At 67.0% G+C, this 26,658-nt stretch carries 25 protein-coding genes; 11 read left to right on the top strand and 14 right to left on the bottom strand.

What is annotated here, in order from left to right:
- Positions 1–67 precede the first annotated feature (67 nt).
- Together ACYU98_RS13685 and ACYU98_RS13680 are read right to left on the bottom strand one after the other, a co-directional pair.
- Complete coding sequence (locus ACYU98_RS13685; RefSeq protein ID WP_460468767.1) at positions 68–1,378, bottom strand: geranylgeranyl reductase family protein; 1,311 nt, start codon at positions 1,376–1,378, stop codon at positions 68–70.
- A gap of 101 nt (positions 1,379–1,479) precedes the next feature.
- Complete coding sequence (locus ACYU98_RS13680; protein ID WP_460468766.1) at positions 1,480–2,754, bottom strand: isochorismate synthase; 1,275 nt, start codon at positions 2,752–2,754, stop codon at positions 1,480–1,482.
- Positions 2,755–2,816: 62 nt separating this feature from the next.
- On the opposite strand from ACYU98_RS13680, the gene ACYU98_RS13675 reads away from it, so the two are divergent.
- From ACYU98_RS13675 to ACYU98_RS13665, 3 genes are read left to right on the top strand one after another with little or no spacing between them, the layout of a single operon-like run.
- Positions 2,817–3,521: a demethylmenaquinone methyltransferase gene (locus ACYU98_RS13675; RefSeq protein ID WP_460468765.1), complete on the top strand. Its 705-nt coding sequence runs from the start codon at positions 2,817–2,819 to the stop codon at positions 3,519–3,521.
- A 57-nt stretch (positions 3,522–3,578) separates the two neighbouring features.
- On the top strand, positions 3,579–4,115 hold the full coding sequence (locus ACYU98_RS13670; protein WP_460468764.1) for a toxin-antitoxin system HicB family antitoxin: 537 nt from the start codon (positions 3,579–3,581) through the stop codon (positions 4,113–4,115).
- 1 nt (position 4,116) lies between these two features.
- Positions 4,117–4,947, top strand: coding sequence for a DUF4097 family beta strand repeat-containing protein (locus tag ACYU98_RS13665; RefSeq protein WP_460468763.1), 831 nt, complete (start codon positions 4,117–4,119; stop codon positions 4,945–4,947).
- A gap of 17 nt (positions 4,948–4,964) precedes the next feature.
- On the opposite strand, the gene menD is transcribed toward ACYU98_RS13665, so the two are convergent.
- Together menD and ACYU98_RS13655 are read right to left on the bottom strand one after the other, a co-directional pair.
- On the bottom strand, positions 4,965–6,698 hold the full coding sequence (gene menD, locus ACYU98_RS13660) for a 2-succinyl-5-enolpyruvyl-6-hydroxy-3-cyclohexene-1-carboxylic-acid synthase (RefSeq protein ID WP_460468762.1): 1,734 nt from the start codon (positions 6,696–6,698) through the stop codon (positions 4,965–4,967).
- A gap of 4 nt (positions 6,699–6,702) precedes the next feature.
- Positions 6,703–7,617 carry an aldose 1-epimerase family protein gene (locus ACYU98_RS13655; RefSeq protein WP_460468761.1) on the bottom strand — a complete coding sequence of 305 codons (915 nt, stop codon included), beginning with the start codon at positions 7,615–7,617 and terminating at the stop codon, positions 6,703–6,705.
- A gap of 38 nt (positions 7,618–7,655) precedes the next feature.
- Between ACYU98_RS13655 and ACYU98_RS13650 the strand changes: the two genes are divergently transcribed.
- Positions 7,656–9,797 (top strand): helicase-associated domain-containing protein, encoded by a 2,142-nt coding sequence (locus ACYU98_RS13650; protein ID WP_460468760.1) that lies wholly within the window; start codon positions 7,656–7,658, stop codon positions 9,795–9,797.
- Positions 9,798–9,970: 173 nt separating this feature from the next.
- Here the strand turns inward: ACYU98_RS13650 and ACYU98_RS13645 are convergent, their stop codons facing one another.
- Positions 9,971–11,920 carry a M13 family metallopeptidase gene (locus tag ACYU98_RS13645; protein WP_460468759.1) on the bottom strand — a complete coding sequence of 650 codons (1,950 nt, stop codon included), beginning with the start codon at positions 11,918–11,920 and terminating at the stop codon, positions 9,971–9,973.
- Positions 11,921–12,010: 90 nt separating this feature from the next.
- A complete protein-coding gene (locus tag ACYU98_RS13640; protein ID WP_460468758.1) occupies positions 12,011–12,940 on the bottom strand; it encodes a hydroxymethylglutaryl-CoA lyase in 930 nt (309 codons plus the stop codon).
- 214 nt (positions 12,941–13,154) lie between these two features.
- On the opposite strand from ACYU98_RS13640, the gene ACYU98_RS13635 reads away from it, so the two are divergent.
- The 3 genes from ACYU98_RS13635 to ACYU98_RS13625 all read left to right on the top strand — a co-directional run bounded on the left by ACYU98_RS13635 (position 13,155) and on the right by ACYU98_RS13625 (position 15,888).
- Positions 13,155–13,565 (top strand): CHAP domain-containing protein, encoded by a 411-nt coding sequence (locus tag ACYU98_RS13635; RefSeq protein WP_460468757.1) that lies wholly within the window; start codon positions 13,155–13,157, stop codon positions 13,563–13,565.
- Between the two features lie 209 nt (positions 13,566–13,774).
- On the top strand, positions 13,775–15,424 hold the full coding sequence (locus ACYU98_RS13630) for a DNA repair helicase XPB (protein ID WP_460468756.1): 1,650 nt from the start codon (positions 13,775–13,777) through the stop codon (positions 15,422–15,424).
- Between the two features lie 20 nt (positions 15,425–15,444).
- Positions 15,445–15,888: an adenylyltransferase/cytidyltransferase family protein gene (locus ACYU98_RS13625; RefSeq protein ID WP_460468755.1), complete on the top strand. Its 444-nt coding sequence runs from the start codon at positions 15,445–15,447 to the stop codon at positions 15,886–15,888.
- A gap of 73 nt (positions 15,889–15,961) precedes the next feature.
- Here the strand turns inward: ACYU98_RS13625 and ACYU98_RS13620 are convergent, their stop codons facing one another.
- A complete protein-coding gene (locus ACYU98_RS13620) occupies positions 15,962–17,440 on the bottom strand; it encodes an NCS2 family permease (RefSeq protein WP_460468754.1) in 1,479 nt (492 codons plus the stop codon).
- Between the two features lie 89 nt (positions 17,441–17,529).
- Between ACYU98_RS13620 and ACYU98_RS13615 the strand changes: the two genes are divergently transcribed.
- Both ACYU98_RS13615 and zwf read left to right on the top strand, forming a co-directional pair.
- Positions 17,530–17,727, top strand: coding sequence for a DUF2530 domain-containing protein (locus ACYU98_RS13615; protein WP_460468753.1), 198 nt, complete (start codon positions 17,530–17,532; stop codon positions 17,725–17,727).
- Positions 17,728–17,805: 78 nt separating this feature from the next.
- Positions 17,806–19,245 carry a glucose-6-phosphate dehydrogenase gene (gene zwf, locus ACYU98_RS13610; RefSeq protein WP_460468752.1) on the top strand — a complete coding sequence of 480 codons (1,440 nt, stop codon included), beginning with the start codon at positions 17,806–17,808 and terminating at the stop codon, positions 19,243–19,245.
- An 81-nt stretch (positions 19,246–19,326) separates the two neighbouring features.
- Here zwf and ACYU98_RS13605 read toward each other — a convergent pair whose 3' ends face one another.
- The 7 genes from ACYU98_RS13605 to ACYU98_RS13575 form a co-directional block, all read right to left on the bottom strand.
- Positions 19,327–20,130 (bottom strand): DUF3027 domain-containing protein, encoded by an 804-nt coding sequence (locus ACYU98_RS13605; RefSeq protein ID WP_460468751.1) that lies wholly within the window; start codon positions 20,128–20,130, stop codon positions 19,327–19,329.
- The gene (locus ACYU98_RS13600) at positions 20,130–20,513 is read right to left on the bottom strand and encodes a cold-shock protein (protein ID WP_460468750.1); all 384 of its coding nucleotides are present in this window, start codon (positions 20,511–20,513) and stop codon (positions 20,130–20,132) included. The genes ACYU98_RS13605 and ACYU98_RS13600 overlap by 1 nt, the downstream gene beginning before the upstream one ends.
- 92 nt (positions 20,514–20,605) lie before the next feature.
- Positions 20,606–21,220 (bottom strand): hypothetical protein, encoded by a 615-nt coding sequence (locus ACYU98_RS13595; protein ID WP_460468749.1) that lies wholly within the window; start codon positions 21,218–21,220, stop codon positions 20,606–20,608.
- 55 nt (positions 21,221–21,275) lie between these two features.
- The gene (locus ACYU98_RS13590) at positions 21,276–21,890 is read right to left on the bottom strand and encodes a histidine phosphatase family protein (protein WP_460468748.1); all 615 of its coding nucleotides are present in this window, start codon (positions 21,888–21,890) and stop codon (positions 21,276–21,278) included.
- 21 nt (positions 21,891–21,911) lie between these two features.
- On the bottom strand, positions 21,912–23,042 hold the full coding sequence (locus tag ACYU98_RS13585; RefSeq protein WP_460468747.1) for an ABC transporter permease: 1,131 nt from the start codon (positions 23,040–23,042) through the stop codon (positions 21,912–21,914).
- Positions 23,043–23,107: 65 nt separating this feature from the next.
- Positions 23,108–24,010 carry an ABC transporter ATP-binding protein gene (locus ACYU98_RS13580; protein WP_460468746.1) on the bottom strand — a complete coding sequence of 301 codons (903 nt, stop codon included), beginning with the start codon at positions 24,008–24,010 and terminating at the stop codon, positions 23,108–23,110.
- 47 nt (positions 24,011–24,057) lie between these two features.
- On the bottom strand, positions 24,058–25,863 hold the full coding sequence (locus ACYU98_RS13575; protein ID WP_460468745.1) for an ABC transporter ATP-binding protein: 1,806 nt from the start codon (positions 25,861–25,863) through the stop codon (positions 24,058–24,060).
- A gap of 124 nt (positions 25,864–25,987) precedes the next feature.
- On the opposite strand from ACYU98_RS13575, the gene ACYU98_RS13570 reads away from it, so the two are divergent.
- Positions 25,988–26,425 (top strand): MarR family winged helix-turn-helix transcriptional regulator, encoded by a 438-nt coding sequence (locus ACYU98_RS13570; protein WP_460468744.1) that lies wholly within the window; start codon positions 25,988–25,990, stop codon positions 26,423–26,425.
- 11 nt (positions 26,426–26,436) lie between these two features.
- Positions 26,437–26,655: a hypothetical protein gene (locus tag ACYU98_RS13565; RefSeq protein WP_460468743.1), complete on the top strand. Its 219-nt coding sequence runs from the start codon at positions 26,437–26,439 to the stop codon at positions 26,653–26,655.
- The last annotated feature ends 3 nt before the right edge of the window (positions 26,656–26,658 follow it).

Genomic DNA, 26,658 nt, shown 5'->3' with positions numbered 1-26,658 from the left:
TCCTTTCGGGCGTACGGCGCGTCGGGCCGGTTCGCCGGATCCATCGTATTCATTGCTTGGCTCCCCATCATGCCGCTGGCGTAATCCGCGACAACGCGGCGATCAGGCGGTCGTCGGCGCGGCCACCGTGGGTGTCCCCCAGGTTGGCCATCACCTTGAGCAGGAAACGCATCATCGTCTGGCGCGGAAGACCGTATTTCACCGCGAGGCGCATGACCTCGGGGTTGCCGATCATCTTCGCGAACCAGCGGCCCATCGTGAAGTAGCCACCGAGGGCGTCCTTCATGACGGCGGGGTAGGTCTCCAGGACCCGCTCGCGACCGGCGTCATCGTCGCGGGCGAACGCCTGCGCGATGACTTCGGCGGCAAGTCGGCCGGACTCCATCGCGTAGGCGATGCCCTCACCGTTGAACGGGTTGACCATGCCGCCCGCGTCGCCGACCAGCAGCAGACCGTCGGCGTAGTGGGGCTGGCGGTTGAATCCCATCGGCAGCGCGGCGCCGCGGATCGGACCCTGGATGGTCTGTTCGTTGTAGGTCCACTCGGCCGGCATGGTCTCGACCCAACGCTTCATCACGTCGCGGTAGTCGGTCTTGCCGAACGCGGTGGAGGTGTTCAGGATGCCGAGGCCGACATTGCTGGTGCCGTCGCCCACCCCGAAGATCCAGCCATAACCGGGCAGCAGGATCTTGTTGCCGTCCTTGTCGCTGCTCCACAGCTCCAGCCACGACTCGAGGTAGTCGTCGTCGTGCCGCGGGCTCTCGTAGTAGGCGCGGACGGCGACGCCCATCGGGCGGTCCTCACGCTTCTCGCGACCCATTCCCAGCGACAGGCGCGAGGAGTTGCCGTCGGCGGCCACGACCAGCGGGGCCCGGAAGGTCAGCTTGCGGCCGGTCGGCCGGTCGTCGGCGCCCATCTCCTTGGCCTCGACACCGACGATGTGGCCGGCGGAGTTCTTGATCGGGGTTGTGACGTTGACGCCCTGCATCAGGCGGGCGCCGTTCTTCACGGCGTGCTTGGCGAGGATGTCGTCGAAGTCCTGGCGGGTGCGAACCAAGCCGTACGGCGGGAAGCTGGCAACCTCGGGCCAGTCCAGCTGCAGCCGCATACCGCCACCGACGATCCGCAGACCCTTGTTCTTGATCCAGCCGTCGTCTTCGGGCGTCGGGACGCCGAGGGTGACCAGTTCACGGACTGCTCGCGGGGTCAGGCCATCGCCACAGACCTTCTCGCGCGGAAAATGGGTCTTCTCCAGCAGGAGGACATCAAGTCCGGCCATCGCGAGGTATGCGGCGGTGGCGGATCCCCCGGGGCCTGCACCGACGACGATGACGTCGGCGGTTTCCTCCGCGGGGGTGCTGGGAGCGGGCTGGCTCACGGGCGGAATCCTGCCTTTGTGAAGGGTGTCACTAACCCGAGCACTCTACGGCCCACCCGGCCGGGAGACCCACTAAGGCGCACCTAACTGCACGCCGTCGGTCAGGCCTCAAGGGCACTACGCATCGGTAGAAGTTTCGCGTCGGATTCGGCCAGCTCGGCATCGGGCACACTGCCGGCCACGATCCCGCAGCCGGCGAACAACCGCATCACCCGGTCATCGCTCGGGTCGAGCATTCCGCTGCGCAGCGCGATCCCCCACTCCCCGTCGCCGTCAGCATCGAGCCAGCCCACCGGACCGGCATAACGACCGCGGTCCATCTCCTCGAGTTCGAGGATGACTTCGGCCGCCATGCGGGTGGGCGTTCCGCAGACCGCCGCCGACGGATGCAGGGCGGCCGCAAGCGCCAGGCTCGAGCTCCCGTCGCGCAAGACGGCGGTGACGTCGGTTGCCAGATGCATCACGTTGGGCAAGTGCAAGACGAAGGGCGACTCGGGCACGTTCATCGACGAACAATGCGGGCGCAGCGCTTCGGCGACGGAGCGGACGGCGTATTCGTGCTCTTCCAGGTCCTTGGACGATCGGGCCAGACCGGCGGCGAGGGCCAGGTCGCGACTGTCGTCGCCGGTGCGGCGGATGGTGCCGGCGAGAACCCGGGAGGTCACCAGTCCCTTCTCGCGGCGTAGCAGCATTTCGGGCGTCGCGCCCACCATCCCGTCGACCGCGAAGGTCCAGGTGGTCGGGTATTCAGAAGTCAGGCGGCGCAGCACCCAGCGCAGATCAATCGGGTCGTCACTGGCGGCAATGACGTCGCGAGCCATGACCACCTTGTCGAGATCGCCGTGGCGAATCCGCCGTACGGACTCAGCAACGGCCTCCGCCCAGCGGTCCCGGTCCAGCGCGCCGTCGCGGTAGACGAGTCCCTGCGGCGCCCCGGGCGCGGGCGCATCGCTCAGTGCTTCGGTGCCGGGCAGTCGGTCGGCGGTGGCGACGTGGGTGATCCAGGTGCGTCCGTCGCGTCGCCCGATGATCACTTCAGGGACGACCAGGGCGCTGCCCTGGGCCGACGTACGGGAGAAGGCGAAGGTGCCGAAGGCCACGGGGCCCGTTCCCGGCAGGTCGAGATCGCTGCGTACGACCGCAGCCGCCCGGACCTGTTCCCACCAGTGGGCGGCGGTATCGAACCGGTCGTCGCCGTCGGTGTCGATGCTTGCGGCCCGACCCCAGCCGACAAGACCTTCGCCGCCGCGCAGCCAGCAAACGATGTCGACCGATGGCACCTCAGCCGGGATGAGGGTGATCAAATCGCGTGAATCGTCGATCTGAGTCGTCCGTGCAACAAGAGTGGGTGCGGCGTCGACGAGCGGAAAGGTCACGACGACGCAGCGTACGCCGCCCGCTGGTGCGCCCCGCTGCGACCGTGCGCGAAGATGAGTCCATGAACCGCGCCAGCCTCGACAAGCGCCCCTCCGACGTCGCCCGGATGTTCGACGACGTCGCCGCGCGCTATGACCTCACCAACGACGTCATGTCGATGGGCCAGGACCGCCGCTGGCGCAAGGCGGTGCTTGAGGCCGTCGCGCCGCAGCCGGGTGAAGTGATCCTCGACATCGCGGCCGGCACCGGCACCTCCAGCGAACCCTTCGATGCCGCCGGCGCCCACGTGGTGCCCGGCGACTTCTCGATCGGGATGTTGCGGGTGGGCAAGAAGCGCCGTCGCGACCTCGGCTTCACTGCCGCCGATGCGATGCGCCTGCCGTTCGCCGACAACTCCTTCGACGCGGTGACCATGTCGTTCGGACTGCGCAATGTGGTCGACAGCGTTGCTGCGCTGGCCGAGTTCCGGCGCGTGACCAAGCCCGGCGGGCGGGTACTCATCTGTGAGTTCTCGAGGCCGACCAACCCCGTCTTCCGCAAGGTCTACTCCGAGTACCTGATGGCTGCGCTGCCGAAGATCGCCGCGCCAATCGGCTCGAACGCGGAGTCCTACGTCTACCTCGCCGAGTCGATCCAGGCGTGGCCGGACCAGCAGGGCATGGCCGATCGGCTGCAGGCGGCCGGCTGGAGCGGTGTGGAGTGGCGCAACCTGTCGGGCGGAATCGTCGCGCTGCACCGCGGAATGAACGCCACTGACGCCGCCTGACATCAATCTGCGTCAAAGCTCTTGCATATGACGTCACTGTGATGTCACAGTGGGGTCATGGATCTTTCTCCGTACATCGAAGGAATGCGGCGCGACCTGATCGCAGCCGCTGAAGCCGCGGGCCCGGACGCCTCTGCTGTAGCAGAGCGACTCGGGTTCGCCGTCGACGCTGCCGCCCGGCTGGCGCTCATGGAGGCCATCAGCAACGCGGCCGCCGAAATCTCCGCCCAACTGCCCAACGGGTCGGTCGACGTGCGCCTGGCCGGCCGCGACCTGGAGTTCGCCGTGCAAGGCGTGCCCAGCGTCGCCTCGGCGACCGCGGCTGCCGATCACATCGACCTCACCAAAGAAGAGGAAGAAGGCGGCGGCAGCGCTCGGGTCACCGTACGCATGCCGGAATCGGTCAAGACCAAGGCCGAAGCCCGCGCAGATGCCGCGAATCAGTCGCTGAACACGTGGATTGTCAACGCAATTCGCGTGTCCGCCATGCGCGACGGCATCGGCCTGGACCCCTCCGAACTGATCAACCACTTCCTCGGTCAGGACCCGTTCGGCGGTCGTCGAGGACCGCGACACATGAAGGGCTGGAACTGACATGCGTGTTGAGAAACTCGAACCGATCGAGCGCGCCGACCTCAGCGTGATGAAACGCTCCCCCGGGGCACTCACCGTCACTGCCGCCGACACCGACGCCCCCATCATCACGATCGAGGGCGACGGCGAGGAACTGGTGGAGGTCCGACAGGACGGACCGCGCATTTCGATTGAGGAGCCGGAGCGTCACCACTTCGGCCGCAGTTGGGACGATCGTGGGGTGCGCATCGAGGTCGTGGTGCCCACGGCAAGTGACGTCAGTGTGATGTCAGGTAGTTCCGAGGTCACCGTCGCCGGCGAGGTCGGCGACCTTGAGGTGAAGTCCGGTTCTGGTCGTCTGCGGATCGAGCACGTACGCGGTCGAGCCCTGCTCGACCGTGGGTCAGGCGACACGAGCGTCGACCGCATCGGCGCCGGCGCTCGCATGCGCTCCGGCTCCGGCTCAACCGAGGTCGGCGAACTGCACGGAGACGTGCAGTTCGCCACCGGTTCCGGCGGGATCTCGATCGAGTCCTTCGAGGGCAACCTGACCTCGAAGTCCGGCAGCGGCGACGTACGCATCGCTGCGGCGCGCGGTGACATCCGCGCGGCCAGTGGCAGCGGCAGCGTCGAGGTGGACGCCTTCAGCAACGGTTCGCTGGATGCGCGCACCGGCAGCGGCTCCGTCGCCGTACGGGTGCCGGCAGGCACCCCGGTCTGGACCGACATCGTGTCGGGCCGCCCGGTGGAGAACAGTTTGCCGTCAGTGGGCGCGCCGACCGAGGGGCAGGACCACGTGCGGTTGCGTGCGCGCACCGGCAGCGGGCGTATTTCGTTGTCGCCCAGCGCCTGAGCGCGCGTCGGCGCAGCTCAGTCGAGTTCGTCGAGAGCGCTGTTCGCGGCGGCCGACAGCCGAGCCAGCAGGTCCCGTTGACCGGACCGCTGGATCGGAACTTCAATAACCCGGATGCCCTGGTGGGGAGCCTTGATGCGCTCCGCCAGGGTTTCCGCGTCGGTGACCAGTTCGTGGTCGACCCCGCGGGCCCGACAGACCAAACTCAGATCGGTTCCGGTGGGGGTGCCGAAGATTCGCTCGAACGGCTCGGCGTGAGCGGCACCACCCGGCTCGAGAGTGCCGAAGATGCCGCCGCCGTCGTCGTTCACGACAACGATCGTGAGGTCCGGAACCGCGTTGCCCGGCCCGATCAGCAGACCGTTGCTGTCGTGCAGGAACGTGAGGTCGCCCATCAACGCAAAGGTGCGATGGTCGGGCCTCGACAGCGCCAGACCCACCGCGCTCGACACGACACCATCGATGCCAGCCAGCCCACGATTGGCCACCGACACGACATGGCGCGCGACGCGGTTGGCATTGCGGGCCAGATCCAGGTCGCGCACGATGTTCGACGGGCCGAGGAACAAGCCGGCACCCTCCGGCAGGTGGTGCACAACCGTCCGCGCGACCGCCATGCCTGAGGGCCAACTGCCCTCGATCAGCGGAGCGGCGACCTCGCTCAGGGCCGTTCCGGCTCGTCGCCAACGCGCGGCCCAAGCCCGGTCGACACATCCCGACACCGCGGCGTGGCTGCGTTCGATGTCGTCCCATTCGTGGACGCGCCGGGTGCGGTGGCTCGCCCCAGCCCAAGAGGTCCCCGAGGTGATCACTTCCACCGAAACGGCCGGGTTGCGCAGCAGGGCCGACACATCCCGGTCCAGCGTCACCCGACCGGCGACCAGCACCCGCTCTGGCAGGTTGCGCTCCAGCCAAGCGCGAGCGCGCAGGACCAGCGGGCCGTGGGGAGTGACCCGCCCGCGGTGATATTGGCCAAACGGCTCGGAAATCATCGGCCAGCCGGCAGTATCGGCCAATTCGGCAATCTGGGCCGCCTGCCGCGCATCGGGCAGGTCGCCGAGAACGACGAGGGTGCGCGGAACGGGCGCGATCCCTGGACCCGTCGGGGCACCGCGGTGGCTGGCCTCGTTGCGTACGTTCAGCCAGGACTCCCCACGCGGTCGCCCACAGAGGTCTTCGGGCCAGTCGCTCGGGTCGTCGTCGGGCACCAGCGGCGCCCGGAGCGGGATGTTCAGATGCACCGGACCCGCGTCTCCAGCTGGGGTTCCAGTCGCCTCGGCCACCGCCCGCCCAGCAATGGAACGCCACCAATCCTGTTGTCCCGCACGACGTTCGGGGACCCCGAACTCGTAGAACCAGCGGGTCGCCGACCCAAAGATCTTCACCTGGTCGGTGGTCTGGTTAGCCCCAACCCCACGCATCTCGGCGGGCCGGTCGGCCGAGAGCACCAACAACGGGACGGCAGCGTGTGAGGCCTCCAACACAGCCGGGTGCAGGTTCGCGACCGCGGTGCCGCTGGTGGTGATGATCGGCACCGGGACCCGGCTCACCTTCGCCAACCCGAGCGCGAGGAACGCCGCCGAGCGCTCGTCGATGCGCACATGTAGCCGCAGCTTCCCAGCTCGGTCGGCAGCCTCTGCCGCGAACGCCAACGGGGCCGAGCGCGACCCGGGAGACAGCACCACGTCTCGGACGCCCAATCGGTGTAGTTCATCGATCAGCACAGTCGCGAGAGCCATGGACGGGTTCATGTGGTCATTCTCCCGCAGTGACGCCCCAGCTGCCGCGCCATGTGTCGCCGGGTGTGAGGACGGTCAGTGATTCGCCGGTCACAAAGGCGTTCGCCGGGCAGCTCATCGGCTCAACCGCCACGCCGGTGGAGCGCGCCGCCCCACCGGGCAACGAGTCGCCGGTGAACACCTGCGCGTATCCGAAGGTGGCGGCCTCGGCCCATAGTGTGGTCGATCGGGAACCCGCGCGGACAGTGACGGCCCACCGGTCGCCCTCAGCGGCCAAGTCGGTGAAGGCGTGGTCGAACTCGACCTCGCCGATCACGCGCGGCTCCCGGAAGTCGTAGGGCGCCGGCACGGGCGTCCGGCCGATCGGAATCAGCTGCGCGTCGACCTCGAACATGGTGGCGGCCGGGAGGGTGAGGGTCAGTTCGTCGACGCGCGCTTCCCCGGCGGTCAGGTAGGGGTGAGCGCCGTAGCCGAACGGAGCGTCCTCGTCACCGACATTGGTGGCGGCCGTCTCGACCACCAGGCCGTCCGGGGTCAACCGGTAAGTGCAGGTGAGATCGAGCATCCAGTCCCAACCCGACTGCGGTAGCAGCGAATACGCCACAGTGAGCGAGTCGTCGGTCTGCTCGACGCGGTTCCACAAGGCCCAACGGACCAGCCCGTGGGAAGCGTTGCGGCGACCGGCCTCCGTCAGCGACAGCTGCTCCGAATGACCCCCGAAGGTGTATTTGCCCTCACGGATCCGGTTGGGCCACGGCATCAGCAACTGCCCGCGGCCGGCATCGGCCTTCTTGTTCTCCGGGTAGCCCCACAAGGCGTCGGCGCCGCCGACCCGATAACTGCGGATGCCACCACCCATCTGGGTGACGACCAGTTCCTGGTCGTGCGCTCGCAGGGTCCATTGGTCGCCGCTGGGCGTTCGCGTGGTCACCCGCCAACTTCAGCACACCGCAGGGCTAGCGTGAGGGGGTGTCCGAGCATCGCAGTTTCGCCGACGACGTACGCAGTCGTTCGCCGCAGCAGTTGGCGGCCCTTTTGCTCGCCCGACCCGACCTCATCACCCCGCCACCGACCGACCTGTCGGCGTTGGCCGCGCGGGCAGCGACCCGGTCCAGCGTGCAGCGCGCGCTGGAGACGCTCACCGCCGATCGACTGCAGGTCCTCGAGGCATTGTTGGCCGGCCAGGCGGTCGCGGACGACGCCGCGACGAACGCCGTTCTCGACGACCTTTGGACACGAGGCCTGCTGTGGCGCAACAGGGGTGGGCTGACACCCGTACGCGCGACCACCGAAGTGATCATGTTTCCCGCCCGGCTCGGGCCGCGCTGGTCGGACCTGACCGAGCGTCCGCAGCCGGCGGATCTTGGCGCCATCATCGATCGGCTGTCCGAGCCGGCCCGGCTCGCGCTGCTGCAACTCGCGACCCGCCACCCGGTGGCCTACGCCGGCAGCGACTCCGCATCAGATGCGTTGCGCGAGCTGATCGATGCCGGGCTGACTTTCCGTCGCGACCAGCAGCAGGTGGTGTTGCCGCTGGAGGTCGGTCTTGCCGTACGAGGTGACGCAGGTCCCATGATGCAGCCACCGACGGCGACCGGGACGGCCCGCCCGTCGGCGGATGTCGATGCCGCCGCAGGCCTTGCCGGGCTCACGCTTGCTCGCCACGTGGAGGCGCTGGGCGACCTGTGGGCGACGGATCCGCCGCCGGTGATGCGCAAAGGGGGCCTGAGTGTACGCGAGCAGCGGGCGCTGGAGGCCGAGCTCGGTCTGGACCCGGCGGAGACCGCTTTCGTCACCGAAATTGCCTGCGCCGCAGGACTGTTCGCTTCCGATGCGGAGATCGACCCGCACTGGCGACCGACCCCACGCCACGACGAATGGCTGGAGATGGCGCCGGCCGGCCGGTGGGCGACCCTGGTGAATGCGTGGTGGATGACCACGCGCGCGCCGTCGTTGGTGGGAACGCGCGGGTCGACGGGCACGATCAACCTGCTTGGCCCGGATGCGCAGTGGCCGATGCTGCATCGGCGCCGCCACGACGTGCTCGGAGTGCTGGTCGAGCTCGACGGGGTGCCGACGGCCGCCGAACTCGATGCGCTGCTGCACTGGCACCGGCCGCTGCGCCTGCCGCCCGGCGCGCCGACGCAATCCGGCGTGGTGATTCGAGAGGCGGAGTGGCTCGGGCTGGCTATCGGCAATCAGCTGTCGCAGGTCGGGCGCATCCTCGCCGGTGGCTTGGTCGACGCAGCCTCGGTTGAGCCCCTGCTGCCGACGTTGGTCGACCGGGTCTTCATCCAGGGCGATCTGACGGCGATCGCGCCGGGACCACTCACCGACGAACTGCACCGGTTGATGCATCGCGCCGCCGACGTCGAATCACGCGGCGGAGCAACCGTTTTCCGATTCTCGGCCGGCTCGCTGTCAACGGCCCTCGATGGTGGAGCATCACCGACCGAGCTGCGCGCCGCGCTGACGGCGGCCAGTCCCTCGCCCCTCCCCCAGCCGCTGACCTACCTGATCGACGAGGCAGCGGGTCGCCACGGCAAGACGTTGGTGGGCGGCTCGTCGTCCTATGTCCGCAGCGATGACACAGGCGCCCTCGCTGCGCTGGTCGCCGACTCGGAGCTCGCCCACCTCGGCCTGCGGTTGCTGGCTCCGACCGTCGCGGTGACGTCGGTGCCGCCGACCTACCTGCTGGACGCGCTGCGGAAGGCGGGGCACTCCGCTTTGGCGGAGTCGGCCGAGGGTGTCGCGATTGCTGTGGCTGCGCATCAGAAGCGAGCCCCGACTCCTCGCGTCGTCCCGCCGACGGAGACCACGGCGCTGGACCCCGAGCGGGTGCGCGAGATGGCGGAACGACTGGTCACCGCGGACGCGACTGCGCCGCGGGTCATGAGTGCGGACGATGACCCATCTGTATTGCTTGGAGCGTTGCAGGATGCGGCTGCCGATGGCCTGCCGGTGTGGATCGGCTACGTCGATGCTTCCGGCGATCTGCGACGGTCCTTGTTCCGCCCGGCGCGGGTCGACGGCGGTCGGGTCGTCGGCACCGTCGGTGAAGACCGCCGGACCTTCAGCGTCCATCGGATCACCACGGTCAGTCCGGCATAGGCCCTGTCGGACGCTGGTCGTCAGCGCCACCCAGATCTGCGGGTCAGCAGATCTTTTTCCGTGGACCCCGTCAACGAGCAAGGCGCCTCCCGGCCGGCCTTCCAGGCCTGGGCAGGACGACCACACGGCCCGCCGGTTACCCGACGGGCCGTGCGCGGAAGACCGTCAGGACCTCAGAAGATTCGCACCCGATCCTGCGGTTCGAGCCACATCCCGTCGCCCGCCTGCACCGCGAACGCCTCGTGGAACTCCTGCAGGTTGCGAGCCACGTTGGCCCGGCAGTTGGCCGGCGCGTGGGGGTCGATCGCGACCAGTCGCTTCGCCTCCTCGGGCCGGGACTTGCCGCACCACACCTGGCCATAGCCGAGGAAGAAGCGCTGGTTGCCGGTGTAGCCGTCGAGCTCCGGCGCGGGCGTGGCCTCCTGGGCAATGCCGTAGGCCTTGAAACCGATGGTGAGGCCGCCGAGGTCACCGATGTTCTCGCCGACGGTGAGACCGCCGTTGACGGTGGTGCCCGGCGCGTCGGCAGGTTCGAGCCGGTCGAACTGCGCAATCAGCTTCTGCGACAACGCATCGAAGCGCTCGCGGTCCTCCGGGGTCCACCAATCGGTGAGGCTGCCGTCGCCGGCGTAGCGCGACCCCTGGTCGTCGAAGCCGTGGCCGATCTCGTGGCCGATGACCGCGCCGATGCCGCCGTAGTTGACCGCGTCGTCGGCATCGACGTCGAAGAACGGCGGCTGCAGGATCGCGGCCGGGAAGACGATCTCGTTCATCACCGGGTGGTAGTAGGCATTGACCGTCTGCGGGGTCATCAACCACTCGGTGCGGTCGATCGGACCACCGATCCGGTTCAGCTGACGGGCCAGCTCGAACTGGGCTGACCGAGCCAGATTGCCGAGCAGGTCGTCGGCCCGGATCTCGAGGTCTGAGTAGTCGCGCCACTTGTCCGGGTAGCCGATCTTCGGCTCGAACTTGGCCAGCTTGTCGAGCGCCTTCTCGCGGGTGGCCGGGCTCATCCATTCCAGCGTCTCGAAGTCACGGCGGTAGGCCTCGATCAGGTTGGCCACCAGTTCCTGCATCCGCTCCTTGGCGCGCGGCGGGAAGTGTTCGGCGACATAGAGCTGACCGACGACCTCGCCGAGGGAACCCTCGACCACTGCAACGCCGCGCTTCCACCGATCCTTCAGCTTCGGGGTGCCGCTCAGCGTGCGGCCGAAGAAGTCGAAGTGTTCGTTGACGAAGTCCGCCGAAAGGCAGGAGGCCTCGGAGCTGATGAGCTGCCAGGAGAGCCAGGACTTCCATGACTCGAGATCGACCTCGGACAACGCCTGGGACAGGCCCTCGAGGAACGACGGCTCGCCGACGACCACTTGGTCGAGAGCGCCCTGCGGGCCACCGAGAGCAGCCGTCCAAGCGTCCCAATCTAGCTGCGGGGCAAGGGACTTCAGCTCGTCGAGGGACTTCTTGTTATAGGTCTTGAGTGCATCGCGGGTGGCCACGACGTCCCAGTGGCTCTTGGCGATCCGAGTCTCGAGGTCCATCACCTTGCTCGCGAATCCGGCCGGGTCAGACAGCTTCGCCAGCGCCGCCATCCGCTCGATGTGGCCGACGTATTTCTCGCGGACGTCGGCGTATTTCTCGTCGCGGTAGTAGGACTCATCGGGCAGACCGAGGCCACCCTGTTCGAGGTAGGCGATGTATTTCTCGGGGTCCTTCGCGTCGGCGGTGACGTAGAGCAGGATCGCGTTCCACACCCCGCGCCGCGAGAGTTCACCCATCAACCCGCTGAGCGCAGCGGTCGTGGTGACCGCCGCGATCTGCCCGAGTCGGTCGGCCAGCGGCTGCGCGCCGGCAGCCTCGATCGCGTCGGTGGCCATGAACGAGGCGTAGAGGTCGCCGACCTTGCGCTCGGCCGAACCCGGCGCCGCATCGGAGGCGGTCGCCAGCTCGATGATCGTGCGGACGTTCGCCTCGGACTCCTCGCGCAACTTGTCGAAGCTGCCGTAGCGAGCGCGGTCGTCGGGGATGTCGGTCGAGCGCACCCAGGTGTTGTTGACGAACCCGAACAGGTCGTCCTGCGGGCGGGTCGTGGAATCGAAGGTCGAGGTCAGTCCGGATCGCATGTGAGCCACGTTACTTGGCTGCGCCGACGACCAGACGCCCTCACCTCCCTCTGCGGATTGCTGTTGCCCTGGGCAGCAGCCATCCGCAACTCAACCGCCGAGGGCCCGGACGACGCGCGACGGCGACGGACGACCCAGTTGCTGTGCCATCCAGACACTGGTCGCCACCAGCGCTTCGAGGTCGACACCGGTCTCGATGCCTAGCCCACGACACATCCACACCAGGTCCTCGGTGGCCAGGTTTCCAGTGGCCGACTTCGCGTAGGGGCAGCCGCCAAGGCCACCGGTCGAGGCGTCGACGACGCGCACACCGTGTCGCATTGCGGTGAGGGTGTTCGCGAGCGCCTGGCCGTAGGTGTCGTGGAAGTGCACACCGATGCGCTCGGCCCCGATCCCCCTCTGCGCCAACGCTTCCAGCAGCCGTACGACATGCCCTGAGGTGCCCACCCCGATCGTGTCGCCGATGCTCAGTTGGTCGCAGCCGAACTCCATCAGCTGGCTGCAGACGTCGACGACCTGCTCGACCGGAACCGGACCTTCCCAGGGGTCGCCGAAGCACATCGACACGTAGCCGCGCACCCACACGTCGGCCTCCTTGGCGCGCCGCACCACCGGGGCGAACATCTCCAGCGACTGCGCCACCGAGCGGTTGAGGTTCTTGCGCGCGAAGGTCTCGGTGGCGGAGCCGAAGACCGCAACCGCTCGTACGCCGGCGGCCAGGGCGTTATCGAGTCCCCGCTCGTTCGGGACGAGAACGGGGCGAGTGGGCAGCCGCGCCGCCTGCCCCAGTTGCCCGACCAAATCGGTCGCGTCGGCCAACTGCGGGATCCAGTTGGGCGGAACGAACGAGGTCGTCTCGACGGTCTCCAGCCCGGCCGCCAGCATCCGGCGGATGAACTCCACCTTCACCTGCGTCGGAACGGCGGTCTTCTCGTTCTGCAACCCGTCGCGCGCGCCGACCTCGTAGATCGTGATGCGCTCGGGCAGCCCCTGCTCCGGTTCAACCATCGGCAAGCTCATGTGATGATCGTCTCACCGTCGTTCAGGCGACGATCGCCACGGCCGCTTGTCCCTGAAATTCCCGACACCGTGGTGCGTCCCGAGAACTCCTGACTCGCCCTGATACCAACGGTATTCGTACAGCAAGTACGTCGGGTGGGACAACCTCTGGTACAAAACCACCGATGGCGGCTACGTCGCCGACATCGACATCAACACCGGCAGCAACAATCCGGTGACGCCTGCGTGCGCGACGCCGATCCCAGGCCGTGCAGTCGGGCAGAAGAGCGCGACCAACACCGGCTACGGCGGCCAGTGCACGTGGGGGGCCATGGAACAGTGGCGCGCTGCCACCGGGTACTACCCGTACATCACCGGCAACGCCAAGGACTGGGCTGCGTCCGCGAGAGCGCATGGATGGACGGTCGTGCTGGATGCCCAGCCGCGGTGCATCGTCGTGTTCCAACCTGGCGTGCAAGGAGCAGACCGCACCTACGGTCACGTTGCATGGGTCACGAGCATCCAGCGGCGCGCCGATGGACTCTATGTGACCTTCACCGAGATGAACGGACCGGCGGGCCCGTGGCGGTACGACGTACGTACGGTCAAGAACGTCGTGGGAATGTCGTACATCCTGGCCCCCTGACGGTCGTCACAGGGGTGCGAGACACGGCCCATCTCGCAGCGCGGGCCTTCTCGCACCTCTGTGCACGTCTGACTGCAGATTTGCACACGCGCCTCCAGCTGGTATGGCCCAATGAGTCGCCGGATATCGCGACCCTCGCGCAGGTTCCGACCCCGTGCGTGTTCGGTCCGACGGGAAGGGATCACCCACCCCGCCGGTTAGCCTGAAGCGTGACTGACGGACCCCTTATCGTGCAGAGCGACAAGACGGTGCTGCTCGAGGTGGACCACCCCCTCGCTCGCGACGCCCGCGCTGCAATCGCACCCTTCGCCGAACTCGAGCGCGCCCCCGAACACATCCACACCTACCGGGTGACCCCGCTGGGCCTGTGGAACGCACGGGCAGCGGGTTACGACGCCGAACAGGTGGTCGATGCGCTCATCCGCTACAGCCGTTATCCGGTTCCGAACGCATTGCTGATCGACCTGACCGACACGATGGATCGCTACGGCCGCCTGACCCTGCGCAAGCAGGAGATCGACGGTGAGCTGCGGCTGGTTTTGGCCACGACGGACCGCTCAGTCCTGACCGAAGTGTTGCGACACAAGAAGATTGCGCCACTGATTGGCGACCGGGTCGACGACGACACGGTGTTGGTCCACGCCAGCGAGCGCGGTGCGATCAAGCAACAGTTGATCAAGGTCGGTTGGCCTGCGGAGGACGAAGCCGGCTATGTCGACGGCGAGGCTCACCCCATCGAGCTGCGTCAGGACGGCTGGCACCTTCGTGACTATCAGGAGCAGGCCGTCGACGGCTTCTGGCACGGCGGATCCGGCGTTGTGGTTCTGCCCTGCGGCGCCGGCAAGACGATCGTCGGCGCGGGCGCAATGGCCCGTTCGCGCACCACGACGCTGATCCTGGTCACCAACACGGTCAGCGCCCGGCAGTGGAAGGACGAACTGCTGCGGCGCACCACGCTGACCGAGGAGGAGATCGGCGAATACAGCGGTGCGCGCAAGGAGATCCGCCCGGTCACCATCGCGACCTACCAGGTGCTGACCCACAAACGGAAAGGCGTGCACCCCCACCTCGAACTGCTGGACGCCCGCGACTGGGGCCTGGTCATCTACGACGAGGTGCATCTGCTGCCTGCGCCGATCTTCCGGATGACCGCCGATCTGCAGGCGCGACGCCGGCTCGGCCTGACCGCCACCCTCCTACGAGAGGACGGCCGCGAAGAGGACGTCTTCAGCCTGATCGGACCGAAGCGGTTCGACGCACCCTGGAAGCAAATCGAAGCGGCCGGCTACATCGCACCCGCCGACTGCGTCGAGGTGCGCGTGACCCTCACCGAGGGCGAGCGGATGGCCTACGCCACGACGGAACCCGACGAGCGCTACCGGTTCGCCTCTTGCGCGCCCGCCAAGGACCCCGTGGTCGAGCGCATCGCCGCACAGCACGCCGGCGAACCGCTGCTGGTGATCGGCCAGTACCTCGACCAGTTGGAGTCCCTCGCCGGCCGACTCGAGGCCGAACTGATCACCGGCCAGACGCCCGTACGCCGCCGGCAGGAGTTGTTCGACGCCTTCCGCGCCGGACAGATCGACCGGCTGGTCGTCAGCAAGGTCGCCAACTTCTCGATCGACCTGCCCGAGGCGAGCGTGGCGATCCAGGTCAGCGGAACGTTCGGTTCCCGGCAGGAGGAAGCCCAGCGGTTGGGGCGGGTTCTGCGCCCGAAGAGCGACGGCCGTACGGCGCACTTCTACACCGTCGTCACCCGCGACACCGTCGATGCAGACTTCGCCGCGCACCGTCAGCGGTTCCTGGCCGAACAGGGCTACGCCTACCGGATCGTCGATGCTGAACAGTTCTCCGGCTAAGCCCAGGTATTCTGCCCGCCATGAAGGTCGTCGTCGTCAGTGGTTACTTCAACCCGCTCCACGGGGGGCATCTGGACATGATCGAGTCCGCGGCGCGATTGGGCGAACGCCTCATCGTGGTCGTGAACAACGACCGCCAGCAGCTGCTCAAGAAGGGGAAAATCATCCTCGATGAGAGCAACCGGCTGCGGCTGATGCGCGCTCTGAAGGGCGTCGACACGGTGATGCTGAGCGTCGACGAGGATCCCACGATCATCCGCACCCTGGAGATGATCGCGGGGCAATACCCCGGCGACGACCTGATCTTCGCCAACGGTGGCGACCGCGATTCCTCGACGGCTGTGCCCGAGGCGGCAGTTTGCGAGAAGTACGGAATCACCATGGTTTTCGACGCCGGCGGAACGGCCAAGGCCGACTCCTCCACCCGGATCAACCAGGCGAACGGCACCGAACACACGGCCTGAAAAACTTCGTACGTCCTGCTACAACGAAGCAGCCGCACCCCGGTTGGGGTGCGGCTGCTTTGGTTCGTACGGGTCAGTTGACGCCGAAGATCTGGCGGATCGGGTCGATCAGGAAGTAGAGCGCAAACAGCGCCGAGATGATCCACAGCACCGCCGGGATCTCCTTGAACTTCCCCTTGATCAGCTTGATGATCAAGAAGGCAAGGGTGCCGACACCGATACCGACGGTGATCGAATAGGTGAACGGCATCAGCGCGATGGTCAGGAACGCCGGCAACGCGATCTCCAGATCGCGCCAGTTGATCGCGCCGATCTCCTGCATCATCAGGAAACCCACGAAGACCAGGGCGGGCGCGGCAGCCTCGCTCGGGATGATCTCGACCAGCGGGGCCAGGAAGGTAGCCAACAGGAACAGCACCCCGGTCACGATGGATGCCAGACCCGTACGTGCGCCGTCACCGACGCCGGAGGCGGACTCGATGTAGCCGGTGTTGGAGCTCACGCCACCCAGACCACCGGCGGCCGCGGCCACCGAGTCGACGATCAGGATCTTCTGGGTGTCGACGGGGGCGCCGTCCTCGTCGAGCAGGTCACCCTTGGCCCCGATCGCGACCATGGTGCCCATCGTGTCGAAGAAGTCGGCGAGCACCAGCGAGAAGATGATCAGCACGGCCGCGATGACGCCGGCCTTGGAGAAGGCGCCGAACAGGTCGACGTGGCCCACCAGGGAGAAGTCGGGCGTCTTCACCACGCTGTCGGGCACCTTGGGGACGTTCAGGCTCCAGGTGCGGGGGTTGATCACGTTGCCCTTGGCATCCATCGTGCGCGGCCCGATGTGGGCGATGGCCTCGATGATGATGCCCAACACGGTCGCGGCCACGATCGCGATCAGCATCGCGCCCTTGACCTTGCGGACGTACAACGCGATCAGCAGCAGGAAGCCGACGACGAACACCACGATCGGCCAGCCCTGCAGCCGGTTGTCGATGCCGAGCTGAACCGGGGTGCCCGAGCCCGAGCGGGAGAAGCCGGCGTCGTAGACCCCGATGAAACAGATGAACATGCCGATGCCGACCGAGATGGCCGTCTTCATCGCCGGCGGCAGCGCGCGGAAGGCTGCAACGCGGAAGCCGGACAACACCAGCACCAGGATGACGATGCCTTCCCACACCACCAGGCCCATCGCGGCCTGCCAGGTCATGTTCGGCAGCGCGGCGACGCCGTAGGCGACGAACGCGTTCAGCCCGAGGCCGGCGGCAATTGACATCGGGAAGTTCGCGATGGCGCCCATCAGGATCGACATCACCCCCGCGACCAGGGCGGTGCAGGCCGCGATGACGGACAGGTTCGACCCGTCGCCGGACCCACCGCCCAGGAAATGACCGGTGCCGTCCTTGACGAAACCGAGGATCAGCGGGTTCAACGCGATGATGTAGGCCATCGTGAAGAAGGTCACGACCCCACCGCGGATCTCCCGGGTGAGGGTCGACCCCCGATCAGAGATCTTGAAGTACCGATCGAGCGCGCCGACCGCAGGTGTGGTGGATGTCATGCGCGGCACGATAGGGCCAGACGGTGTCAGCCGTCACCGGTAACCTTCAACTTGTGACCGATCACCCATCAGACGGAAAAGTAGAACCGATGAAGATCGACATGCCGTTGGTGTGTCGGATCGGCGTCGCTGCCTGGCTTGTGGCGCTGGTGATCACCCTCGTCGTGCCCGCCCTGCACTCCGGTGAACGCTCCTGGTGGCCGTGGTCGTGTGTCTGCGGCGTGGTCTTGGGCTTGCTCGGCTGGGCCTACGTACGCCGTGGGCGCGGAAACGCCGCGGCCGCGTGAACCACCCGCGCGGCGGGTGGAAGGATGAATGAGAGGGGCCGGGTTCGCCCGGCCAACGCTTCCCGAGAAGGTAAGGCAATGGCGGAACGTCCCACCACGATCGTCCTGTTCGGCGCGACCGGTGACTTGGCCCGGCGCAAACTGATCCCCGGCCTGTTGCACCTGTTCAACAGCGGCCTGCTCAACGACATCCGGCTCGTCGGCACCTCCCTGGACGACCACACCCGGGAGAGCTTCATCGAGTTCGCCCGCAACGCGGTCCACGAGTTCAGTTCCCATCGGGCCGAAGCAGAGCAGAGCTGGGACGCCTTCGCCGAGCGCCTCTACTTCGTCGGCAGTGCCGCCGGCCCGGATGCGCTCAAGGCGGTGGTGGCTGAGGCGGAACAAGGCTACGACGGCAACGAGCGACCGCGCCGGCTGCATTACCTCAGCGTTCCCCCGAAGGCCGCTCTTGCGGTCATCCAGACCCTGCGCGACGCCGACCTGGTGCCCTACAGCCGGGTGGTGATGGAGAAGCCGTTCGGCACCGACCTGGCCAGCGCGGTCGCTTTGAACAACAAGCTCCACGAGATCTTCGCCGAGGAGCAGATCTTCCGAATCGACCACTTCTTGGGCAAGGAAGCCGCGCTCAACATCCTCGCCTTCCGGTTCGCGAACGGTTTGTTCGAGCCGATCTGGCACCGCAACCACATCGACCACGTGCAGATCGACGTGCCGGAAACCCTCGGCCTCGAGACCCGCGCGGACTTCTACGAAGCCACCGGCGCCTACCGCGACATGGTCGTCACCCACCTGTTCCAGGTGTTGGCCTTCACCGCGATGGAGCCGCCGACCTCGCTGGAACCGCAGGCCATCACCGAGGAGAAGAACAAAGTCTTCCGCTCGATGATGCCGATCCAGCCGGAGAACGTCGTCCGCGGTCAGTTCCAGGGCTACCGCGACCTCGACGGCGTGGCCGCTGAGTCTGAGACCGAGACGTTCATCGCGATGAAGTGCTTCATCGACAACTGGCGCTGGGCTGGAGTCCCGTTCTATCTGCGAACCGGCAAGCGTCTCGGCGCGGGCCAGCGGATCATCTCCATCGCCTTCAAGGAACCGCCCAAGTCGATGTTCCCCAGCGGGTCCGGGGTGAGCCAGCACGGCCCCGACCACCTCACCTTCGACCTGGCCGACCAGTCCCGGATGTCCTTGTCTTTCTACGGCAAGCGCCCCGGAACGGGTTTCCGTCTCGACAAGCTGTCGATGCAGTTCGAGATGAAGGGCAGCAAGTCGGCGGCTTCTGCGCTGGAGGCCTACGAGCGCCTCATCTACGACGCAATCCGTGGCGACCACACGCTGTTCACCACCAGCGACGGCATCGAGCGCCTATGGGAGATCAGCCAGCCGCTGCTGGACAACCCGCAGCCGGTGCGCCCCTACGCCCAAGGCTCCTGGGGCCCGAACCAGGTTCATCAGCTGGTCGCGCCGCGCGCCTGGCGACTGCCGTTTGAGCGGGAGTGGCGCGAGCCGACCCCCTGAGCGACTTCGTGATCAGCCGTCGCTGATCAGAGACGAAGAGGGGCCGGTCGCATCGACCGGCCCCTCTTCGTGTTCAGTCGTTCAGTCGTTCTGGACGTCGATCTGGAAGTCGTCCAAGACCGGCGCGTCGACCTGATCCAGGCTCGGCAGTTCGAGGTCGATCTCGCTGTGGGCCCCGCAACCGTGGTCGAGCGACACGACGTTGCCGTCGCTGGGCGACCACTCGTTCGCGCAGACACCGAACGTCTGGCGCAGCGCGCCGGCCATCGGCAGGAAGAAGCCGCAGCTGGTGCACTTGCCGCTCGCCTGAGCGGCGACGGCCGCGCGCGGACCGTGGTCACCGTCGTACCAACGCGTTGCGGCGCTCTCGCGACCCTCCCGCGACAACACTCGCGGGCGGCCGAGACCGAGTTCGAAGAAGGCCATCTGATCGACGTCCTCCTCCCCGGTGGCCTCGAAGCCCGGCTCAAGGCACGGGTCGTCCTCGATGTACGGCGTCACATCGCCCGCGCCGACATCGCCCGGCTGCAGCCGCTGGTCGTAGGGCAGCCAGTCCGGCGCGAGCAGCGCGCCGTCACCGGGCAGCAGGTTGGTCTCGCAGACGGTCGCGACCTTGCCGCGCGGCACCCGTGCGACGGCGATCGCCCAGTGCCAGCCGCCGTAGCCCTTGTTGGTGCAGGCGAAGTAGTGCATCGCCAGGCGCTCGCCCAACATCACCGCGCCTTCGTGGTCACCGACGGCGTCCCGGGTCGCGATCGACTCGGCGGATTCGCGGGCGAGGTCGACCGCGTCGAGCAACACCTTGTCGGCCTTGATGACCTTCTTGCGGGCCGCGGCAGCCTTGGGCGCAGTGGCCTTCGTGGTGGTGGCCTTCGTGGTGGCCATCAGAGGTCCATGTCGTCCGCGACGGCCCGCAGCACGGCAGCCACCTGGGTGGCGTTGCGCTTTTCGGGGTAGCGACCATGACGCAGACCGTTGCCGACACCGTCGAGCAGCTTGATCAGGTCCTCGACGATGATCGCCATGTCGTCAGCCGGCTTGCGATGGCGGGCCGCCAACGACGGACCCGGGTCGAGCAGGGTCGCCGACAGAGCCTGCGCCCCACGTCGCCCCTGCGCCACGGAGTACTCCAGCCGGGTGCCGGCCTTGAGGTTGGTGGTGCCGGCGGGCAGCGCACTGGACGGCAGGAACACGTCCGTGCCGTCCTCACCCGATACGAATCCGAAACCCTTGTCGGAGTCGTAGAACTTCACCTTGCCGCTGGGCACTCTTCACCTGCTCACTCGTCGAAATGCTGCGGGCAAAGGTTAACGCCTGAAGGCAGCGAACATCGAATGCGCCGAGGCGTGGTCGGGCCTGTTCAGCCGCGGTACGGCATGCCGGGCCCCTGCTGCCACGCCTGGTTCTGCATCGCCAGCCGGTATTGGCTGCGCTCCTTGCCGGAATTGACCAGTTTGACGATGCCGATGGTCAGCAGGATGAGGCCGATGATGCCCGCGACGGCTGCCGCCGCTAGGCCGATGCCGATCGACCAGGCCGCCTTGTTGCCGGCGCTGCTCGCCTCGTCGCCGGCCGGAACCAACGCATCGTGATCACCGCAGGCGACCTTGTAGGCGCCCGTCGTGGGCGGGGTGAAACTGCCCGCCGACTGGTAGATGCTGCTGCCTCGAGTCCAGACGGTGTTGCCGGTCGCTTTAGTGACGTTCACGGGCTGCCCGTCCGGCCCGGTCACCGTGCAGCTCGGAACTGGGGCCGTGTTCGACGTGTCGCTGCTGACCCCGTCACTCGACGTGGAGTAGCCGACATATGCGTAGAGATCGTGAACATCGTTTTGTTGCAACGTGATCGATCCGCCCGAGGGAACCTGCGGCGCTTTGGTGATGATGTCGATCGCACCCTTGACCCCGATCACGGTGCCGGTCACGAAGATCACCGGCGCGATCACCAGCATCAGAACGGCTCCGATGATCGTCATCGCGAGACCGCGACGCTTGGGCTCCCCTGGCTGCTTCAATGTTCTTCCGTTCTGATCAGACGCTTGATTTATCGGTGGATCCCGGCCACGAAACGACCTGCCAGTTGTCGCGGACCACATCGACCTCGGCGGGAACGCAATTCGGCAGGAACCGCTCCTTGGCCAAATCATCGCGTACGTTGCGCGACAGGCGCGGGATCGCCAGCGACATCACCCCACCGTGGCTGAAGACCAAAGCCCGGTGAGCGCCCACCCGGTCGGCGACGTCGTCGAGCGCCTCGCGGTAGCGGGTGACGACCTGTTCACCGGTCTCGCCGCCCGGGAAGCCGCGCTTCAGGTCTCCGTCCAACCAGGCGCCGAAGACCGCCTGGGCCTTCGGGTCGCCGTACGGCAGTCCTTGGAAGTCACCGGCCGCGTATTCCTGCAGTCCCTCGACGTGATGAACCGGAACCTGCAGGATCTGCGCCGCGATCTCACCGCTCTGCTGCGCCCGGTTCATCGTCGAGGTGAAGATCACCCGGATCTCGGACGCGGCGAGAGACGTGGCCAGGTTCGCAACCTGGCCACGTCCCTTGTCGGTCAACCATCCGCCGTCATCGGTAATTACCCCGTGGACCGGATATTCGGCGTCACCGTGGCGGGCGATCAGCAAGCGCGTCGGGTCGATCACCCGCTCAGCCTACGGGGCTGATCAGTCCTCCCACTTGAACAAGCGGGCCGCGATTGCCACGAACACGACGGTGAATCCGAGCAGCACCGCCATCGGCAGAACCACCGCTCCGGGCCCTTGTCCGCGCACCATCACGTCCTTCATCCCCTCGGTCAGGTAACCCATCGGCAGGAACTTCGACACCAACCGAATCCAGTCCGGGGCAAAGTCCAGCGGGATGAACGCCCCACCAAGGAACGACATTGGCAGCACGATCAGGTTGGCCAACCCCGAGGCGGCCTCCTCCGACTTCGAGACCGCACCCGCCATCAAGCCGATCGACATGAACACCAGCGTTCCGCAGAGTGCGAGCGGCAACGCCATGAACCACGAGCCGGTCAGTTGCAAACCGAACAAGGCCTTGGCAACTGCGACGAAGAGCGCGAACTGCAGGACGGCGATCACCAGGGACACCACGACCCTGGAGGCCACCAGAGCCCACGGCTTCGTGGGGGTCAGACGCATTCGACGGAGCAGTTTCGACTTGCGCCAGCTGACCAAGGTCATCGCGCCACCGAAGGTGCCGCCCATCGCCAAGGCGTAGCCGAGCAGACCCGGCGTCAGGTATTGGATTGGCTTCAGCGAGCTGTCCTCGACCTGTTGCGACTTCAGCGAGTAGGTCGGCGGCACGTTCGCCGCGGCCAAGTTGGCGCTGTTGACGAAGGAGCCGATGGTGCCCTGCACCGTGGCCGACTTCACCTGATCGGCGCTGGAGTAGTGCAACACCAGCGAGGTGCCGTTCTCCTCAATCACCGCGTCGACCTCGCCCTTCTTCAGCCTCTCCAGCGCGGCCGTCTTGTCGGTCGACTTCGTGACCGTGAACAGGTCGTTCCACTGCTTCTTGGCCTGAGCCGGCATCTGGTCGACGAACTGGACCGACCCCACCTCGATCACCTTCGAGCGGCTCGCGCTGCCGCCGGAGCCGTTGATCGCTCCGAAGAGGAGCAGGAAGGCCAGCGGGAAGGCCAGCATCCAGAACAGGATCTGCTTGTCCCGGATGAACGCCTTCCACTGAGCTGTGGCGAGCGCTTTGAACGCGCGTCCGCTGTTCTCGGCGGCCGGCTGCTGATCGGGCCGGCGGCTGGTTTCCTTGTCGGTGGTCGTCGTGCTCATGTCTTGTGTCGCCCCTCTTCCCTCGGCTACCGGCCTCACTTTCGTGTCCTCAACTCGGTCGGGGCTCATGCCCTGTACTCCCGTCCGGTCAGCTCCAGGAAGACGTCTTCGAGGGTCGCTCCGGTGACGTTGATCCCGGCAAGAGCATTGCGATCGGCGAGAGCCGCGAGCACAGCTGCCGGAGCGTGGGTGGTCATCGTGAGGGCTTCTGAGGTCGCCGAGACCGCTTCGACGCCGTTCAACCGGCCGGCATCACCTGGGTCGATGGAACCCCGGTCGATGGTGATTCGGTCCGGCGCGTCGATCGCTGCAACGAGTGCGCGCGGGGTGTCCACGGTGAGGATGCTGCCGTGGTCCATGATCGCGACGGTGTCGCAGAGGATCTCGGCCTCATCCATGTAATGCGTGGTCAGTACGACGGTCCGCCCCTGCCTGTTGATCTCTCGCAGGGTGTCCCACAGGTTGCGGCGGGCCTGCGGGTCCAGCGCCGCGGTCGGTTCGTCGAGGAAGACGATCCGCGGGTCGTGCACCAGCGAGCAGGCAATCGACAGGCGCTGCGCCTGGCCACCGGAAAGATCCTCGCTGCGGGTGTCGGCCTTTTCGGTCAGGCCGAACTGGTCGAGCAGCTCATCGCATCTGTCATGCGCCGCGCCGTACAGATCGGCGAAGGTTCGGATCTGCTCCGCCGCGGTCAGCTTCGGAAAGAACGCCGTCGCTTGAAACTGCACGCCAATCCTCGGCAGCAACGCCGTGTTGCGCGGCCAGACCGGCAGCCCCGCGATGGTGGCCGAGCCGGCGTCGGGCTTGCGGATCCCCTCGATCAGTTCCAGGAGGGTCGTCTTGCCGGCCCCGTTCGGCCCCAAGATGCCAAAGAAGGCACCCTCGGGAACCTCCAGATCGACGCCGTCGACCGCCGTGTGTTCGCCATACCGTTTGACCAGCCCGCTGGCCTCAATGATGTTCCCCATGCCGGCAACGTTAGGGGCGGGGCGTCGCCCGCCCCGCCTGACGAATGTCACGCCTGCGCCCCGGCAGTCGTCACGGGTGTGGCTTCCTGAGCGCGTACGAGGTCGGTGTAGCGGCCGTCGGCCGCGAGCAACTCGTCGTGGGTTCCGGACTCGACCACCCGGCCGTGGTCGAGGACCACGATCAGGTCGGCGCTGCGTACGGTCGAGAGCCGGTGGGCGATCGTCAGGGTCGTACGACCGCGGCTGAGTTGCTCGAGCGCATCCTGCACCGCGCGCTCCGTGGCATTGTCGAGCGCGCTGGTCGCCTCGTCGAGAACCAGGATGCGCGGATTGCGAAGGATGGTGCGGGCCAATGCAATTCGTTGCTTTTCTCCGCCGGAGAAGCGGTAGCCGCGGGCGCCGACGACCGTGTCGTAGCCCTCAGGCAGCGACTCGATGAGGTCGTGCACCTGCGCCGCTTTCGCTGCGGCGATGATCTCAACATCACTCGCATCGGCCTTCGCGTAGCGCAGGTTGTCGGCGATGGTGGCGTGGAGCAGGTAGGTCTCTTGGTTGACCACCCCGACCAACGAACTGACGTTGTCGAGGGTCAAATCGCGCAGGTCGATCCCGTCGATGGTGACGCGGCCGACGTCGGGGTCGTGCAGCCGGCTGGCTAGCGCCGCCAGCGTCGACTTGCCCGAACCGGTCGAGCCGACAACCGCGACCGTGGCACCAGCCGGCAGCCGCAGGTCGACGTCGGTGAGCGCGTTACGGTCGGCTCCGGGATAGCGCAAGGTGACGCCGTCGAATCGCACCTCACCGATCGCAGTGGCCGGGATGATCTGTGACGGGTGAGTCGGGTCCGAGATGGCAACCGGCAGGTCGAGGTATTCGAAGATCCGACTGAAGAGCGCCTTGCTGGTGGTCAGCTGGATGCCGACGTTGAGGACTCCCATCAGCGGGCGGAAGAGCGCCGACTGCAGGCCAGTGAAGGCCACCAGGGTTCCGATCGTCATGCCGTTGCCCGTAGCGGGCAGGCCTGCAGCGAGGTAGATCAGCGCCGGGATCGCGGCGAAAATGACCGCCATGGTGCCCATCCGCCAGCGACCGGCGAGCTGCGACTGCAGCTCCAGCTCAGTCAAAACTCCGGACGAGTCGGCGAAGCGGCGCGACAGGGTCGGGCCGGCGCCCATGGTCTTGGCGAGCATGACACCGCTGATTGAGAGTGATTCCTCAATCTGGGTCTGCATCTCGGCCAAGGTGCGCTGTGCCTTGGTCTGAAGCGTGCGGCGCAGCCGAGCGACCCGCCGGCTGAGATAGATAGCCGGCGGCAGGATGACCAGGCTGATCAGCGACAGGCGCCAGGAGAGCACGGCCATGGCTGCCGCTGTGCCGATCGCGGTGGTGACATTGCTGGCGATCGACGTGGCCGAGTCGGTCACCACACCTTGCATGCCGTTGATGTCGTTGGTCAGGCGGCTTTGCAGTTCGCCACCGCGGGTGCGGGTGAAGAAGCTGAGCGGCTGCCGCTGCAGGTGAGTGAACAGGTCGGTACGCAGGGCGTGCATCACGCGCTGCCCGATCCGGGTCGACATCCAGGTCTGCAGGACGGCGAAGAGTTGCGTGACCACGACGATCGCGAGGGTGCCGCCGACCAGCAGCAGCAACTGCCGTACGTCGTGGTGAGGGATCGCGTCGTCGATCAGCGCCTTGGTGATGAACGGCGGAACGAGACTGATCAGGGATGTCGCGATGATCAGGAGCACCACGAGCGAAAGCTGCGAGCGGTGCGGGGCGAAGAGCCGGGTGATCCGGCGGAGTGCGACGGGGTGTTCCTCGAGTTGGGCGATGTCGGCCTTGCTCACCTTCATGCTGGAGCGAGTGCCGCCGGCGGGACGGGTCTGGTTCGTGTTGGCTGTCGTGATGACCGCCTCCTTCGTTAATGTGGTTACCTCACAATGAGGCTAACACAGCACCACCGCGTAGTATTCCTGCATGCGTGACCACCACTCCCCCGTCGACCTCGACGAGGCCGGCCTGTCCGACCTGCTGTTCGCCGCCGCAGGGCGTCTGCGCCGCGCTTCGTTCGCCACACTCGAGCCGTACGGTCTCTCGCCGCATCACGCTCGGGCGCTGCGGGTGATCGACCGCGAGGGAACGTTGCGCCCCTCCGACCTGGCGGCCGAACTGCGCATCGCGCCACGCTCCGCCACCGACGTCGTCGACGTGTTGGTCGACAAGGGTCTGGTCGGTCGCGCGCCCAGCGCGACCGACCGGCGGGCTGTCGAGCTGACCACCACCGATGCCGGGCGTTCGCTGGCGGCCGAGATCCGGCGTACGCGGGCCGAAGCCGGCGATGTGTTGAGCGCGTCCCTCAGCGCGGCCGACCGTCGTTCGTTGACCGAGTTGCTCCGCAAGGCCCTACGCGAGTGAATACTGAAGCGATGAAGCAGAAGTGGATTGCCCTTGACCCAAACGTGCGCAAGGCGCTGATCGTTGGCGCGGCTCTCGACGGAATCGGGCGCATTGCTGCCCTGGTCGACCTGGCTCGCCGCTCGCCTGCTCAGGTCAACGGCAGCAAGAAGGTGTGGGCAGTCTCGCTCGGCCTGCTCAACTCAGCCGGGATCGTGCCGGCAGCGTATTTCTTGCGCGGGCGTCGCTGACCT

It is taken from the genome of Calidifontibacter terrae (assembly GCF_054778835.1).
This window is presented reverse-complemented; position numbering and strand designations above follow the sequence as displayed.

Excerpts from the sequence above, each read along its gene's own strand:
- ACYU98_RS13575 (WP_460468745.1), bottom strand. The coding sequence starts at position 25,863 with ATGAAGGTGAGCAAGGCCGACATCGCCCAACTCGAGGAACACCCCGTC.
- ACYU98_RS13670 (WP_460468764.1), top strand. The coding sequence starts at position 3,579 with ATGGATCTTTCTCCGTACATCGAAGGAATGCGGCGCGACCTGATCGCA.
- menD (WP_460468762.1), bottom strand. The coding sequence starts at position 6,698 with ATGAACCCGTCCATGGCTCTCGCGACTGTGCTGATCGATGAACTACAC.
- ACYU98_RS13595 (WP_460468749.1), bottom strand. The coding sequence starts at position 21,220 with ATGACGATCATCGGAGCCGTTCTGATGCTGGTGATCGCGCCGGTGATC.
- ACYU98_RS13640 (WP_460468758.1), bottom strand. The coding sequence starts at position 12,940 with ATGAGCTTGCCGATGGTTGAACCGGAGCAGGGGCTGCCCGAGCGCATC.
- ACYU98_RS13565 (WP_460468743.1), top strand. The coding sequence starts at position 26,437 with ATGAAGCAGAAGTGGATTGCCCTTGACCCAAACGTGCGCAAGGCGCTG.
- ACYU98_RS13625 (WP_460468755.1), top strand. The coding sequence starts at position 15,445 with ATGAAGGTCGTCGTCGTCAGTGGTTACTTCAACCCGCTCCACGGGGGG.
- ACYU98_RS13645 (WP_460468759.1), bottom strand. The coding sequence starts at position 11,920 with ATGCGATCCGGACTGACCTCGACCTTCGATTCCACGACCCGCCCGCAG.
- ACYU98_RS13570 (WP_460468744.1), top strand. The coding sequence starts at position 25,988 with ATGCGTGACCACCACTCCCCCGTCGACCTCGACGAGGCCGGCCTGTCC.
- ACYU98_RS13665 (WP_460468763.1), top strand. The coding sequence starts at position 4,117 with ATGCGTGTTGAGAAACTCGAACCGATCGAGCGCGCCGACCTCAGCGTG.
- zwf (WP_460468752.1), top strand. The coding sequence starts at position 17,806 with ATGGCGGAACGTCCCACCACGATCGTCCTGTTCGGCGCGACCGGTGAC.
- ACYU98_RS13675 (WP_460468765.1), top strand. The coding sequence starts at position 2,817 with ATGAACCGCGCCAGCCTCGACAAGCGCCCCTCCGACGTCGCCCGGATG.
- ACYU98_RS13605 (WP_460468751.1), bottom strand. The coding sequence starts at position 20,130 with ATGGCCACCACGAAGGCCACCACCACGAAGGCCACTGCGCCCAAGGCT.
- ACYU98_RS13580 (WP_460468746.1), bottom strand. The coding sequence starts at position 24,010 with ATGGGGAACATCATTGAGGCCAGCGGGCTGGTCAAACGGTATGGCGAA.
- ACYU98_RS13615 (WP_460468753.1), top strand. The coding sequence starts at position 17,530 with ATGAAGATCGACATGCCGTTGGTGTGTCGGATCGGCGTCGCTGCCTGG.
- ACYU98_RS13620 (WP_460468754.1), bottom strand. The coding sequence starts at position 17,440 with ATGACATCCACCACACCTGCGGTCGGCGCGCTCGATCGGTACTTCAAG.
- ACYU98_RS13585 (WP_460468747.1), bottom strand. The coding sequence starts at position 23,042 with ATGAGCACGACGACCACCGACAAGGAAACCAGCCGCCGGCCCGATCAG.